We start from the raw sequence: 15,921 nt of genomic DNA, 5'->3' as shown, positions 1-15,921 counted from the left end.
CCACGATATCCTATATCTAATACGCTTTTAGAAGGTCAAAACTTACTTTCTTGCTCCGTCTTTTCCAACTTTATATTTCCCTACTTTAGTATTAACAGCCATTACACCTGATTTGTTGAAGTAATAGTATTTACCGCTGATTTTTTTCCAGCCATTGTTAAATCTTGAGCCATCGCTGTTTAAGTAATACTTCTTACCACTTACTGTTAACCAACCAGTTTTCATTACACCATTTTTATCGAAGTGGTAGTATTTACCGCCGATTGATTTCCAGCCATTACTAAATCTTGATCCATCACTGTTTAAGTAATATTTCTTACCACTTACTGTTAACCAACCAGTTTTCATTACGCCGTTTTTATCAAAGTAGTAGTGTTTACCACTGATTGACTTCCAACCATTACTAACTCTTGATCCATCGCTGTTTAAGTAATACTTCTTACCACTTACTGTTAACCAACCAGTTTTCATTACGCCATTTTTATCGAAATAGTAGTATTTACCACTAATTGATTTCCAGCCATTGCTAAATCTTGATCCATCACTGTTTAGGTAATACTTCTTACCACTTACTGTTAACCAACCAGTTTTCATTATGCCGTTTTTGTCGAAGTAATAACTTTTTCCACTTATTACTTTCCAACCAGAATTAAACATAGAACCGTCGCTGTTTAGATAATACTTCTTACCATTATACGTTAACCAGCCAGTTACTTTCTTTCCAGCAGAATTGTAGTAGTATTTTTTGCCATTTTCTACTACCCAACCAGTTTTAATCGGAGCATCTGCACGATTAATTACTACTTCCTTCACTGTTTCATTACCAGCAAGGTCAGTCGCTCTTAACGTAATTTTATTTTGTCCTTCTTTTAACGGTACAGTTACTTCATGAACTTTGTTTAGTGGTTTTACAACATCCACTGGGCTAATTAATGGTACTTCAAATTCGTGGTTTTCACCAACGAAGAAGTTTAAGTAGCTGTAGTTATCTTTTAAGTTTACTTTAAATGTAACTTCATCTACATTTTTATTCACTCGAGTAGGAGCGTTTAGTACATTAATTTCTGCTGCGTGAGTATCAACATAAATATGACGCGCAACTGAGAAATTTTTGTTAGCAAAATCTGTTGCTTCTACTTGAACAGTGAACGGTCCATCTTGGTCAAACGTTACAGTTGTTGAATAGTTGTAGTGTCCAGTCTTAGCATCAAAATCAACTGGAACTTCTTTTCCATTAACCTTAACTGTTTTAATACCAATATCATCTGTTACGAAACCTTTAACTGGAACTGTGTTATCTTTATAAGCTCCCCATGGCTCTGGTGAGTTAGGAACGTATCCTCCAGCACCATCTGACGTACCGTCAGTGATATATACTAATGGAAGATCTACGTCACCAATCGTTGCAGTATCTTCTGCCCCGTTACCTGCATAGTCCATTGCAACTACTTCTACTAAAGCTTTAGCAGGAGCTTTAGAAAGATCATAAGAAGATTTTGTATTATCAGTTGTGCCTTCTAATTTCCCATTTACGAAAATACCATATACTTTGACTCCTGTTGCATCATCTGAACCTTCCCAAGATACAATTTTCTTATCTGGATCATAAGTTGCTTTAATACTTGGAGCATGAGTATCAATATAAACTGGAATCTTCTTAGACTGCCACCCTGCATTATCGTAGCCAATTACAGATTTAATCTCGTAATAGTATTTACCGTCTGGCATAACTTGACCATTTACTTTACCATCCCAAATAGTAGACTCGCTATCCTTCATGATATCGCCTTTACCATTGTTATAGTTATTTTTAGTAACTTCAGATTGAGCACTTAAACGGCGAAGGAATTTACCACCTTTGTCAAGGATGTTATATTGTACTTCTGATGCATTTCTTAAGAATGATGGAAGAGCATTGATATCATCACAACTGTTATCTCCGTTTGGTGAAAACGCGTAATATTTCTCTCCATCCTTTCCAGGAGCAGCTTCCCAGAATGTACTATCGTTATCAGTTGCCATGTCATGTGCACCTTTATAAGCTCTTGCTAAATCAAAATAACGAGTTTCACCAAGATCTTTGAATCCATCTAGAATTGGCAGACTGTCCCACTTGCCGTAGAAGCCTACGTATGGAGCAGTTAAGTTTGGATTGCCATTTGTACCGATAAGATTTACAGAACCTTCAACGAAAATGTTGTCATGAAGATCTGCTAGAATTTCTTTACCAGCTTTATCGAATCCAGGAATTTTTGCATCAGTTAAATCAATTTTCACAGTGAAATCAACAGATTTACCTGCTGGCACTATAATCGTTTCAGGCGCATTTATTTTTGCACCATCTAAAGCACCTGTTTGAAGCGCATTACGGTCAACATCAGCAGTTTGATAGAATTCATCTGTTAACGCATTTGTGTCAACTTTATATTCAGCATCTTTATCAGAAATATTTTTAGCTGTGAAAGTCATTGAAACTTGCTTAGATTGGAAATCCTTCAATTCGTATTTCGCTTCACCTGTTGCCTTACTATAGAAGTAAACTGGTGTTGTAACAGCGTTTTCAATTTGCATCATACCTGCACCTTGACGGCGTGGAGAGAATGGATGACCATCTAAGTCATTAATAACTTTCGCTGTATTCATTAATAATACTTTTGCTAAGTGAGTACGTTGACTTAAGCTTAAAGAACTGAAACGATTATCATTTTTCAAGTACTCTTGTACTAATGCAGAACCACCAGCTACGTGTGGAGCTGCCATTGAAGTACCACTCATTACTTCATATTGATTGTTATTTACAGTTGAATAGATATTTCCACCAGGAGCTGTAATTTCTGGCTTTAACTCAAGGCTAGGTGTAACTCCCCATGAAGTAAAGCTTGTCATACGACCCATTTCAGGACTTTCATTTCTAGCAATTTGAGAGACATGTAGTGTTCCTGAACCATTAATCGAATTAAATAATGCTTCACCATCTGCTTTTGAGTTAACAAGCATAATAGGAACATCCCATCCGCCTTGGTCACCGTATTGAGTACCGTTTGTTGCATTCCATACGATAATACCAGCTGCGCCAGCTTGAGCTGCATATTTCGTTTTATCAGCAAAAGTTAATGAACCACGTGCTACTAACACGATTTTTCCTTTTACATCTACGCCTTTATAATCATCAGGTGAACCTAATTTGTAGCTTCCATCAGCATTTTTACCAAGGTTTACAACTGGAATATTTCCACTGAATTGATCTGATAAATTTTTCCAAGCATCAATTCCCTTACCAACAACGCTAAGATCATTATTACCATCAACAGTGATCGCATGTTCATAAAGATAAGCTTCATTTCCAGAAGCAGCTACTGAGATTGTGTCTTTATTAAGACCTGGCGCTCCAGTCACACCGATATCAGGGTTTTGTGATAGAGGATCTCCCCATCCATAACCAATATGATTCGAGTTACCTGAAGAAACAGCACACACAATACCATTGTCAACTGCACGAGTAATTGCAAGATCTTCTGCACTATTTGGCTCATAAGAAGATGCTACAGAACCAAGACTCATGTTTAATACATCAGCACCTAGTTTAATAGAATCGTCGATAGCTGCAAGATAAATATCAGACCATGTAGATGGATAACTTGGGTCATTACTGAAGACTTTCATCGCAAGAACTTGCGCTTCTGGTGCAACCCCTTTAATACCACCGTTTGCTTCGTCACCGTTTGCAGCCGTAATACCTGCTACGTGCATACCATGCATGGAAGCACCAGGTCCAAGGTCCGTTACGATACTGTTTTGGTCATAATAGTTATAACCATAAGGAACCTTATCAGTGTAGAATTTACCTGGTAAAGCTTTATCTTTTACAATTTGAGCTACTGAATCTTTTGTTAAGTCCTCTTTTGAAGGATCAGTTAATTTAAAGTCACGGTGTGTAGGGTCAATTCCTGTATCAATAATTGAGATAACCATACCTTTACCATCAAATCCAGTGTCTTTCCAAGTTTCTTTAGACTGGATGAATTGATGACTCTTCGTCATATCTGGTGTAGATGGTTCTGCTGTAGGACGATTGTATTCATTTGCTAAATAAACATTTTTTACACCTGAAGTAGCTTCAATTTTTGCTACATCACCAAACTCAACTACACCACTGAAACCGTTAAATGCAGTTGAAAATTGTTTCTTATAATTAATATTAATTCCTTTTGATTGTAACTTAGATTTAACTGAGTTTTGTTGGCTTTCTACAGTAGCATAAAGACTAGATTTTTGGCTTTCAGATAAGTCCTTAAATAATTTTCCTTGTTTTGTTGCGTATTCAATTGGTGACTGTCCGTCCACTTCAACGATAACGCGAACTTTATCTGACGCTTTTAAATTTGCTTTCGCATCAGATACTTTGTTTTTATTTTGTAGTTCTTTTGTTTCCTGTGATTGTTTAATTTGTTCCAACTTGGATGCTAAATCACCTGGTCGGTAAGATTCAGCTGAAGTTGGTGAAACAAAAGCTAAATTAGAAAGAGCAAGAGCAGATGCCAAAGCATATGTAGTAATTTTACGGTTCTTCTTGTTATTCATTTCTTTAGTTCCTCTCATGAAAATTTTAAGTAAAAAATAAAATAGATTAGTATAAACTTTCTTAAAAAACTTCCCCTGTTTTTTAATACGGTAATTCGAGGAATATCGACACTTCAATGAAAATACTTCTCAATCAAGAACATGCCAAATTACCTCTAACATTTAATTCCAGATAACCCCCTAATATCTCCTTTCATCGTTATTGAACCTATTAATGCCTATACTTTCTTAATAATTTTTTAAAAAGTTTTTAAGGAATAATAGATAAATTAAATAATTCTTTTTTTGAGTCAAAACTCCTTTAAAAAATTTCCAATATTTTCAAAATTTTTAAAGTTATATTGTATTTTTGATAAAAATATGTAAAATTTTGTATTATATTAGCGTTTTAAGTATGTATTTTATAGACTTAAAGTTCTAGAATTGTTTATTTATCTAGATAAATATTCATAAATTTTTTAAAAATAGAAAAAAATACTGTAAGACTTATATAGTAAATTTATGTGTTTGAAATCCCAAATTAAATAAGCATTAAGAAGGCCCGTGGCTAACGAATAGCTTTTAATAAGTCAAAAAACAAAAAAGACAGCACCCACATCGAGTTCGCTGCCTTAAACATTCGTTTTATTTAAAAAACCTCGGTAAATATTCTCTATGAGCTTCTAACATTTCGTCAACGATGGCTACAGCTACTTTATCGTTTGCTACAAGCGGATTAATCGTCAATGCAAGAATTGCTTTTTCACGATTTCCTTCTACAGCAGCCTCAATTGCTGTCTGTTCGAAAGATTTAATCGTTTGAATTAATCCTCGAACTGGAACTGGTAATTCCCCGATTGTCAGTGGAATTGGACCATCTTTTGTGATGACACAGCTAACCTCTACTGCTCCGTCATATGGTAAGCCTGAAATAGCGCCCTTGTTCATCGTATTTAAAGGTTGGATATCTCTCGTATCATTATAAATAGATGAAATTAAACGACAAGCCGCATCAGAATAGTAAGCTCCACCACGTTTTTCTAACTCAGGTGGTTTTACATCTAGCGCTTCATCTTTATACTTTTCAAAAAGAGATGCTTCAATTTTTTGCACGACTTCTGCACGCGTTTCATTCGATTCAAAATCTTTTAATGCTCTTTCAAGCATTTCAGATGTTTTATAGTAGTAATGGTGATATGAACAAGGAATGACATTGATCGCTTTTAGGAATTCAGGTGCCCATTCTTCAGCATCTATATTTTTTACAAAACTAGCATTAGCAGGATCCATAATCATTTCAAGTACTTGCTCTTTTACACTAACTCCGTCTAAATAAACCTCTGTTCCAAATACCATGTGATTTAGACCTGCAAAATCAATACGTACACGCGAATGATCTACGTTTAATAGTTTTGCAACACCCATTTCCATTCCGATTGGTATATTACATAGACCTATAAATCTCTTAATATTTGAATATCTTAATGCTGCTTCTGTTACCATTCCGGCAGGGTTTGTAAAGTTAAGGATCCAAGCATTTGGACATAACTCTTCAACTTCTTTACAAATATCCAAAATAACAGGAATTGTACGTAAGGCTTTAAACAATCCACCTGCACCATTTGTTTCTTGACCGATTACGCCATGTTTAAGTGGAATTCTTTCATCAAGTGCGCGTGCAGCTAGTTGTCCAACACGGAGCTGTGTTGTAACAAAATCAGCATCTTTTAAAGCCTCACGACGATCATACGAAAGATGAATCTCCATTGGTACTCCAGCTTTTTTGACCATACGCTTTGCTAGTGCACCAACTGTTTCTAATTTTTCGCGACCAGCTTCGACATCGACAAGCCACAGCTCAGTTACTGGGATTTGTTCATAGCGCTTAATAATTCCCTCAACTAATTCTGGTGTATAACTAGAGCCTCCACCTATTGTCACGATTTTAAACTTCTTTGACATTACTTTAGGCCCCTTTCATACATGTCAACGAACTCTTTAGCCAAGTCTTTTACAGTCATTGCATTCATTAAGTGATCTTGAGCATGAATCATTAAAAGTGAAATCTCCGTTGGAGTGCCACCAATCTCTGATTGAATAAGCGTTGTTTGGATATGGTGTGCCTCATTTAAAGCATCACCTGATTCTTTCAATTTCTTGCGAGCTAAATCGAAGTCTTGTTTTTTTGCTGCTTGAATCGCTTCCATTGCAGCACTTCGACCATTTCCACCATGAAGAATCAGCGTGAAAATTTCTGTTTCATTTTTTACCATAAAACTGACCTCCTCTCTTTATTAATAAAATTTTTTATCGTCATAACCCAACGGCTATTAATTTTCAAAGTTATAAACCTTTAAGGTATTCATCGAATTTTGCTTGATCAAAGATCAGAAAAGTCACTTCTTTAACAGTTACTACTTATTTTCAACTAAATTGATAGCTTGCTCTAAAATCGCTTCACCATCGCACATACCATAATTCATCATATTAATTACTTCAACTGGAATGTTTTTCTCTTCACAGATTTCTTCCATTTCTTCTAAAAGGAAACGTACTTGTGGACCTAATAATAACACATCAGCTTCTTCGATTTCTGAACGAACAACTGATTCTGAAACTGCCCATATACGTGCTGAAATCCCTTTTGAATCAGCAACTTTTTCCATTTTAGAAACGATTAGACTTGTTGACATGCCCGCAGCGCAGCAAAGTAAGATATTCATGATGATTTCCTCTTTCTTTAGTAAGTTTTTATGCTTCGTTCTTATTAATAACGACAAATCGACCGATTCGATCATGTACAGCTAATGATTTTTGATTAGCAAACATGCTAATAACGGATAAGAAGAACGGGATACCTTGAAAAATAAACATCGTCAAAAATTTAAAGAAACTTCTAACAATCACTAGTAATATATAAGGAAGCTTTCCCTTTTTGTTATTAATACGTGTTAACTTTAATCGAAAGATCATCTTTCCAATTGTTGATCCTCTCAATAATAGGGTTGTTACAACGTCATAACAAAAATAGATTATAAGCGATTGTAAAAATGCTTCATTAAAAAGAGCCATTACCCTTACGGTTGCATCCTGTCCAACAGCTCCACTCACTGATTTTTGAAGCTCAATCATATTTGCTAGAACCCCTGGAAAGTTTGGGAGTCCCGTAATTCGATACACAATTGACAAGATGATTGAAACAATTATTGCATCAATGGCAAAGGCACCGATTCTTTTTAATCGAAACGAAGTAATAATTTTTTGTCGATTTCCCATAAGTTGTAGTCCCTTCTTCTAATCAATTATCCATCTATTTACCTGGGAGTATTATTTACTAGCTTTCTCCAATTCTAAATTTTTCTTATCCCAAATACGAATGAATGGGAACCAAATAATCGAAGCCACTGCAAAAGCTACCAATTGCATGACTACACCCATAATCTTACCACCCGTCATTAGATAACCACTTATGAAATATGGAGTTGTCCACGGAATGATCGTTCCAGTCGTATGTGGGAAAATTCCCATTGCCGTACCAAAGTACGTTACTGTTAATACTGCTACCGGAGCTAGAATATAAGGAATCATTAAAAATGGATTTAAAACAATCGGAACACCAAACATAATTGGCTCATTTACGTTAAAGATAGATGGCCCAATTGCTAGACGTCCTACCTTCTTAAGAAGTTTTGACTTTGCTAAAAACGTCATATAGATCGCAACTGGTAAAGTAGCACCAGATCCACCCATCCAGATTCCATTCTCATAGAATGTATACGTAATGATATGTGGTAACTCTTTACCTGCTTTAACTGCTGCTAAGTTTGCATCAGCATTTGTAATCCAAATTGGTTCCATAACAGACGTGATAATCGAAGAACCGTGGATACCAAAGCTCCATAAAAGATGTTCCATTAAACATGCGACAAGTGTACCAATATAAGTTGAACCTAAAATTGTAAATGGTTGTGTTACAACTTTATGAACAAACGTTGCAAAATCTCCCCATCCAGTATGACTAAATCCGTATCGAACTAATAAGAAGAACAGGATAATCACAAAACCAGGAATAAGAGCCGTAAATGAACGTGAAACTGTTGGCGGTACAGTATCTGGTAACGTGATGATGATCTTCTTTTGTAAGAAGAAACGATAAATTTCAGCAGTAATAATTGCTACAATTAATCCTACGAACAAGTATTGTGCACCAAATAGATCAGGCGACCAAGCAGAAACGCTTTCCTTACCATCTTTAAACGTGCTCATAATGTTAACAATTAAATAGCTTGCTAATGCTAATACTCCAGCTGGAACTCCATCAATATTCTTTTTATCGACCTTATAACTACTTGCTAAGGAATACGCTACCCCAAATACTGCAACTAAAGCGATAATCCCCATTGAACCGTTATAAACGATATCTCCGAAAGCATTCCAATTTTCGCCAAATATTTTTGACATGAAGTTTTGATACCATTCTGCTTCTAACCAAGCTACGATAATGAAAAATGAACCAATGATCATTAGTGGCATGGCAAACATAATACCGTCACGCAAAGCAAGTAAGTGTCTTTGATTACCTATTTTCGAAGCGATCGGTAAGAATTTTTTTTCAAAAAAATTACTGTTCATTTCTTTTTCCCCTCTCTAAGGAATTAGGATCTTGGTAAATCAATAATTCCCCATATACCAAGATCCTTTTAGAGTTTTTTCTTTTCAATAATTAAGTTTTAAAGTTTGAATTTAATAACAGTTGTGTAACTTCCGTAAACTTTAACATTTCCATCAAGAGTGAAAGCACGAACTTTAAAGTAGTACGTTTTACCTTTAACTAATCCTGTTGCAGTATATGTTCCAGTTGTAGTTGTTTTTGTTGTTTTATCAGAGAAATCGCTTTTTGTAGCACGAACGATTTCATAACCAGAAACACCACTTACTCCAGTCCAATTCACTTTAATTGAAGTAGTACTTGCTTTTGTTACTTTTAACCCTGTTGGTTTAGCAACATCCCATTTTGCGTAAAGTGTTGTATTAGCTGTTACTTTATCAGTAGTAAAGTTCCACGCTGTTTTAAGCGCTGCATCTTTGTACCATCCAACAAAGACAAATCCTTTTTTCGTTGGGTTAGCTGGTTTCGCAATGACAGAATCATAGTTTCCTGTTATAGTAGCTACTTTAGATCCACCTTTACTGTTAAATGTAACTGTGTGTTTGTTAGTACCCCATTTAGCGTAAAGTGTTGTAGATTCTGTTACTTTATCAGTTGCAAAGTTCCACACTTGAGTACCTGCTTCATCTTTATACCAACCAAGGAATGTATAACCCGTTTTTGTTGGTGTTGGAGATGTAATTTCCTCATTGTAACTTGCAGTCTTTGAATCTATTACCGATCCACCTTTTGAATCAAATGATACTTTTTGTTTTGCATCTTTAGATACTGTGCGTACAAACGTCATCACGTGACTATCATTTGCAAATTGTGGATCTCCGTTCAATGTCATTGCAGAGTATACAACCGTCGCAGTGATGTTAGCTGGTTTATCAGTGTTGTACGTTACTTTTCCATCTTCATCAACAACAACATCGTCTGGTGAAGATGATTCGTAACTAACTTCTACATATTTGTTTCCATCTGTATTTAATCCTTTTTCAGCCATTGCATCTTTTAACCAAGTTGGATATGCAAATGAGTTCTTGTCAAGCTCAGTAGGAGCAATTGTTTCAGCTGATTTCTTCGGATCAACAACTTTGATAGTGTAAGTTATTTTTTTCGGTGTTCTAAAGAATCCATCGATCACATATGCCGAAACTGTACAAGTTCCTGGTTTTAAAGCAGTTGCGTATGAACCATAGTACTCGCCATTTACACTTAAGTCGGTTGGCTTTACGTTACCTTCATCACCATAAGTTGCTAGATTTCTTAGGTCGATCACTTGAGAAACATTTGATTCAGCATTGATTTGTGAAGGTAATCCATTGCTGTATCCTGCTTGATCCCAAGCATTCGTTGCCCAAGACACATTTCTAACATAGCCCGTTGTTTTTGCATCAAGCTTAACCGAGTCACCCACATTAATCGTAAATGTATGTGTATCTTCATTATATTTCGCATGAGGATTCATCTTTGCAATGTTAGTTGGATAACCTAAGCTTTCTGTACCATTGTTTACTGGTGCAGTAACTTTTGATCCTAACTCTTCTACATTAGCAGCATCTTCAGGGTTTTGAGTGATCCAGTAAGGCATTGAGATTACAGTTGATGATTCCATTGTTCTGCTGTTACCAGAGTCAATTGTTCTTCGATCCATCGTTCCGAAAATGTTTGTATTGTATTTAGACATCATAACTTCATCACGTGGAATTAATTGGTCAACCATAAGATTTGGTGCTACATGTGTTACGTCATTTCTGTTTGCAGAAAGAACATCCCAGTTCATGAAATTGTTAGGGATACGTGACATTTGCCATTCTGAACCTGCAAGATCAACTTGTGCATTTCCGATATCAATTCCTTTTGCTTTCAATGCACCAAGTGAAGCTGCATAGAAAGTTGTCATGAATGGATTTTTCTCTCTCTTTTCGTTTGTCCACCATTGATTCATACCTTCTAAGATTTCGTCACCGTTAAACTTATCAGCATGATGAGATAATGTGTAGTATGCTAAAGCTTCTTCTTCTTCATCCGAGTAGTTCATATATGATTCATGAGTTACACCGTTTACACCGATATCATCACCATTATGAGCAGCAATACCAAAGTATCTTGCAAGATATTGTAATGTCATATCAAGCATCGATTTTGAATTGTGTGTTTTTGGATATCTTACTTCAAAATCATTGTGTTCATTAGCCTTTGTTGACGCTTTTTCACCGTTCATTACTTTGTACTCGTTTGCATAGTCAAGTGGTTCAGCAATATTAATTTTTTGAGCTTTTAGTATTTCTTTTTCAGTGTCACTATATCCACCTAAATCTCTTGCAACTACAAGTGCTTGTAACAGTAATTGTGCATTTAAAGGACCATCTTCATAGTCTGCGTCTCTTCCCCATGCATCCTTATTACCATCAAGGTATTCAGGGTTTAAATTTGCCCATCTAGTTGGAGCATTTGGAACGTTTAATCCATTTCCACGAATCGTTCCCTCATTAAAACGAGATTCAGTTGGGTTCTCGCCGTTAACAGTCAGTTGGAAATAGTTGTTTAGCATTAATGCATTTGTGTGGTTAATCATATTATTTTTAATTAACGCTGCTAGTTCTGGATCCTCATCTTTGAACGCTTTATATGCTAGATCAAGTGTAAAATAATGACCTACTAATTCATCTGTAGATGTTGTTGCTTTGTAAACAACTTTATTTGAGTCTAAAGCTTTTGTATCAGCATCCATACCTTCGTTTTGGTTTGCAAATATTTCTGTTAAACGTGGAGGTACTGCAACTGTGTCATAAGCTTTAAGAGCATTATTCGTTCCATTTTTGAAAGATCCTGGCACGTTATAGTAAACTGTATCTCCATTTATATCTTCAGCTTGTCCTGCCTTCTTTTTAATCCATGCATTATCCCAAGTTTCAGCTTCTGGAACTGTAGCACCGTTATTACTTGTATTAACCTTGTACGATCTAGCAAAGAATCCAGATGAAGCAGGTTTTTTTGTGTGATCTAATGTATACTTACCATTTTCATCAACGTAAACTGGCTTTCCTTCGTTCTCTGCAAGCCACGCTTTTGCTTCATCGATCGTTGATACGTTTCCACCGTAAGAGTTAACAACATACACATAGTCGTTTACATTGTTTTTAGATGTAACTTTTAATTGCGTACCAGATATATAACCAAGAGTTACAATTGATTCAACTGCACGAATAGCAGATGCTTTTGCATCTTTTGTTCTTTCATCAGATGCTCCGAAGTTTTCCTTCATGTAGTTGTATCTCCAGATTTCACCAGAAGCATACATTGTCGTCCAAAGACCATCATTGTCTGTATCACCTGTTGCTCTAGCAGCGTCTTTATCAGCTGTCATAAGAGCTTTAACCATGTCCGCTGTAGAAGAGAAAGACATACTACCTGATTGGAACCCAAATCTATCTGTATAGTTTCTAGAAACCTCTGTTTGTAGTAAAGATTTACCCATTAGTGACATTTGTTTTCTAACGATATGCGTTGCATTACCTTTTTCACCTAGAACCCAAAGTCCATTATTACCATCAGGCATAATGTTTGTAATCACTTCTTTTGCGTTAAAAGTTGCAGCCGCACCAGAATTATTAGTACCAGAACCTGAAGATTCACCAGTTTGAGGAATATATCTTCCACCTTGTAGATACTGAATTTGATCTGCTGGTGCTAAGTTTGGATCGTAAAGTGTAATTGCATCAGATACGATACCAGTAATTACTCCATGAGCTCTTTCATCACCAAGAATAATTTTATCGTTTGACTTGATTAAAGTATCTTTTGAAACTAACCATTTTACGCCACTTTCTCCATTTACATAGCCAACATAGCTCTTAGATGGGAATTTAACTCCTGATGGTGCAGTAGGAATATTTGTTGTTTCCCATTTTGAGTCTTTTAGTTCAACCGGAATATTTGAATCTCCAGCATTGTAATAATAAACAAGCTTTTCAAGATTTGTAGATGACTGTGTCTCACTTACGGTAACCGTAATATTCACAGTTTTTGCATTACCACTCATATCTACTCCAGTACCAGTGATTCTTGCAGTACCACCAGATACCCCTAAAATCTTTCCGCTATAATCACCTTTTGCGTTACCAATCGTATCAACATATGCAACATATGGATCAGAAGTTGTCCATTTTACTGGCTTTGTTGTATCTAAATCAGCAGGTTTTGCATGAGTGATTTGTGTAGTTGTCATATAAATCTTAGTACCAGTTGAAATAGGAGATACAGTAGATTGAGTTGAAATGGTAGGAGCAGCATTAACTACTACACTGTTAAAAGTACCTGCAAACATTGAAGCTGCTAATACTGAAGCCGGTAAAGCTCTACCCAAAAACCATTTATTTCTTTTCATTTAACTTCCTCCAAAATATATATTTTTAATGTTTTTAACTTAAAATTGCTTTTTTCTTCTGCCATCTCCATTTTAGCGGGATACCTATTTAAGCAAATATTTTAATCAGCAGTATCTTGAATGTATTTATTCAACTGTTTATTCCGCTAAAAAAGTAATCGCTTACATACGTATGAAAATGGAGTGAACTAATAATACAGAGTATATTAATTCGTAATCGTATCGTTCACCCAGCTAAACTCTTTCAGTTTGAAACTAATTTTTAACTAGATGAACGTTTACGATTACGAACCATACTGAAACAAGATTTTTGAAATTTCATATTGAAAATCGTTGAAATTATTTGATTTTAATACTTTCTGCTTCGTCTCGGGGTGATCCATTAAGTGTAAAAATAATCGACTTAATTCTTTGTGTAAAAACAAGTCTCCGGCACGAAGATTAATTAAAAATAGGATTTGTACAACTTTTCCATCGATTGTTGGCGGATTTTTAAAGATCACCACACTGATTGAATCTTGGATAGCAACCATTTTTAATGCATGTGGCGCAGCTATTCCATTTTGCAGTATCGTCGATATTTTTTCTTCACGGTCGACAACTAAAGTAGGATAGTTAGGTGCTGCAAATCCTAGTTCAACAACACTTTTCGCCTTTTCTTTAATAAAGGCTTTGTAGTCAAACGACTCTTTGCTTTCTTCTATATAAAACAAATCTGTATGAAATAAAGATAAAAGTGTAGGTACATCTTCTTTAACTTTGTTAGCTGGGTATCTAGTAAGCGTACGACGAATTCTTTGGACATCCGTTTCAGTTAGTATTGGTGCTACTTGAATATACGGAATCGAAATATTGTCAAAGGGAATCGAAGTCGATGAAACTAATAAATCGTAATATTCTAAATTTACTAATTGAAGCTCACTATACACAACGACGTCAATTACTGCCCCTTGAAAAAGTGTTTCAAGTTTCATTTTCATTAAATCGGCTGATCCTGCTCCTAATCCGTAAGATAGTAGAATTTTTTTGTAGGAACTTAATTGTTTTTGCTTCTCCCTTTCAACATGAGCAGCTAAATGCATTGTAATGTAACCCATTTCGTCACTAGAAAGTTCGAATCCCCATATTTCCTTTATCATTTCAGAAAAATTTAAAGCAATCATAAATACATCCGAATACCTACTGTATACATCATCTATCAATGGATTCGTAAGCTTTAAATTGAAATATAATCTTCTTAACAATGGATACATATGCATGATCATCGTATTTAAAAGTTGCTGATCACCTGAAAACTGAGTTAAGAATGTTTGATCTAATCTTTCTAAACAATTCTTTAGTTTTTGTTTTAAGTCATTTTTTTCATGTTCCTCAATATCGTCTACACTCGATTTACCACTTATATGAGCAGCTAAATAGATTATTTCACTCTCTGGTAATACGACATGATATAGTTCAGAAAGAATTTCACAAATTCTCTTTGCTATATTCATAAACGACGGTTTGATTAGAGAAACATCTAACTTTTTTTCTTGATTAGGCAAGATAAAGTTGTGTTGAGTTACTCGAAACGAGAGTACTTGGATATGCACTAAAATATTCTCAAGTGCAAAATAACTTAATTTCAGTTGATTATTCTGTACTTCTTCACTCAAAACAGCTCGAATTTCCGCAAACGGAAACGCTTTCTCGAAAGTTTGATAAATTGACTTTTTTAACAATCCTGTTTCTTTTTGACTTAAAAAGTAGGAAAACGCCCTTCTAAAATTTGTTTCGTCACCTAGTAACCGAACTCCGTAACGTGATTTTGTTTCTACTTTTAGATCAAAAATCCTAACTTGCTTTTCAACTTCTATCATGTCTGTAAAAACTGTCGATCTGCTAATCATTAGACTATCAGCAAACATATCGATCGTTTGAAATTCTGTCGTTTGAAGCAAAAGCATAATAATATTATTCACTCGAACTCGAGGTAAATCTGGAGATAATGCTCCGTCTATTTCTTTCAAATACGTTTGAACCAACTCTTGGTTTTCAACATGAAGTAAATAGCCTTCACCACGTTTTTTCTGAATCACAAATCCGGACTTTTCTCCAATCGTGTTTAATTCTTTTAATTCATTTCGTAAAGTACGATTCGAAATGGCGAATTCTGATTCAAGTTCTTGTGAAGTTAGTGATTTTCCTTTTTGATACAAATATTGCAAAATTAAATCTCTTCGCATACATTACCTCACCACCCTAGATGCCTAATCTAGTATTTTAAGTTTACTTTCCAACAAATCTATTTAACAGTTTGAATTTTTCCAAAATAGTT

8 protein-coding genes are annotated in these 15,921 nt (G+C 35.3%); all 8 read right to left on the bottom strand.

Annotated features, from left to right (window positions below):
* Window positions 1–42: 42 nt before the first annotated feature.
* On the bottom strand, window positions 43–4,581 hold the full coding sequence (locus tag EP747_RS13830) for a S8 family serine peptidase (protein WP_165347052.1): 4,539 nt from the start codon (window positions 4,579–4,581) through the stop codon (window positions 43–45).
* A 624-nt stretch (window positions 4,582–5,205) separates the two neighbouring features.
* Window positions 5,206–6,522: a 6-phospho-beta-glucosidase gene (locus EP747_RS13825; RefSeq protein ID WP_129690720.1), complete on the bottom strand. Its 1,317-nt coding sequence runs from the start codon at window positions 6,520–6,522 to the stop codon at window positions 5,206–5,208.
* Window positions 6,522–6,833 carry a PTS lactose/cellobiose transporter subunit IIA gene (locus EP747_RS13820; RefSeq protein WP_097974004.1) on the bottom strand — a complete coding sequence of 104 codons (312 nt, stop codon included), beginning with the start codon at window positions 6,831–6,833 and terminating at the stop codon, window positions 6,522–6,524. Before EP747_RS13820 ends, EP747_RS13825 begins: the two co-directional genes overlap by 1 nt.
* 141 nt (window positions 6,834–6,974) lie before the next feature.
* Window positions 6,975–7,283 (bottom strand): PTS sugar transporter subunit IIB, encoded by a 309-nt coding sequence (locus tag EP747_RS13815; RefSeq protein WP_129690719.1) that lies wholly within the window; start codon window positions 7,281–7,283, stop codon window positions 6,975–6,977.
* 28 nt (window positions 7,284–7,311) lie between these two features.
* Window positions 7,312–7,836: an RDD family protein gene (locus tag EP747_RS13810; protein ID WP_129690718.1), complete on the bottom strand. Its 525-nt coding sequence runs from the start codon at window positions 7,834–7,836 to the stop codon at window positions 7,312–7,314.
* A gap of 51 nt (window positions 7,837–7,887) precedes the next feature.
* On the bottom strand, window positions 7,888–9,192 hold the full coding sequence (gene celB / locus EP747_RS13805; protein ID WP_129690717.1) for a PTS cellobiose transporter subunit IIC: 1,305 nt from the start codon (window positions 9,190–9,192) through the stop codon (window positions 7,888–7,890).
* A 98-nt stretch (window positions 9,193–9,290) separates the two neighbouring features.
* Window positions 9,291–13,604 (bottom strand): InlB B-repeat-containing protein, encoded by a 4,314-nt coding sequence (locus EP747_RS13800; RefSeq protein WP_129690716.1) that lies wholly within the window; start codon window positions 13,602–13,604, stop codon window positions 9,291–9,293.
* A 284-nt stretch (window positions 13,605–13,888) separates the two neighbouring features.
* Entirely contained in the window at window positions 13,889–15,829 is a 1,941-nt protein-coding gene (locus EP747_RS13795; RefSeq protein WP_129690715.1) for a BglG family transcription antiterminator, read from the bottom strand.
* Window positions 15,830–15,921 lie beyond the last annotated feature (92 nt).

The sequence above is a fragment of the Gottfriedia acidiceleris genome, from assembly GCF_004138285.1.
Lineage (GTDB): Bacteria > Bacillota > Bacilli > Bacillales > Bacillaceae_G > Gottfriedia > Gottfriedia acidiceleris_A.
This window is presented reverse-complemented; position numbering and strand designations above follow the sequence as displayed.

Bases quoted from the DNA above. Each gene is read 5' to 3' on its own strand.
- celB (WP_129690717.1), bottom strand. From the start codon at position 9,192: ATGAACAGTAATTTTTTTGAAAAAAAATTCTTACCGATCGCTTCGAAA.
- EP747_RS13815 (WP_129690719.1), bottom strand. From the start codon at position 7,283: ATGAATATCTTACTTTGCTGCGCTGCGGGCATGTCAACAAGTCTAATC.
- EP747_RS13795 (WP_129690715.1), bottom strand. From the start codon at position 15,829: ATGCGAAGAGATTTAATTTTGCAATATTTGTATCAAAAAGGAAAATCA.
- EP747_RS13810 (WP_129690718.1), bottom strand. From the start codon at position 7,836: ATGGGAAATCGACAAAAAATTATTACTTCGTTTCGATTAAAAAGAATC.
- EP747_RS13820 (WP_097974004.1), bottom strand. From the start codon at position 6,833: ATGGTAAAAAATGAAACAGAAATTTTCACGCTGATTCTTCATGGTGGA.
- EP747_RS13825 (WP_129690720.1), bottom strand. From the start codon at position 6,522: ATGTCAAAGAAGTTTAAAATCGTGACAATAGGTGGAGGCTCTAGTTAT.
- EP747_RS13800 (WP_129690716.1), bottom strand. From the start codon at position 13,604: ATGAAAAGAAATAAATGGTTTTTGGGTAGAGCTTTACCGGCTTCAGTA.
- EP747_RS13830 (WP_165347052.1), bottom strand. From the start codon at position 4,581: ATGAATAACAAGAAGAACCGTAAAATTACTACATATGCTTTGGCATCT.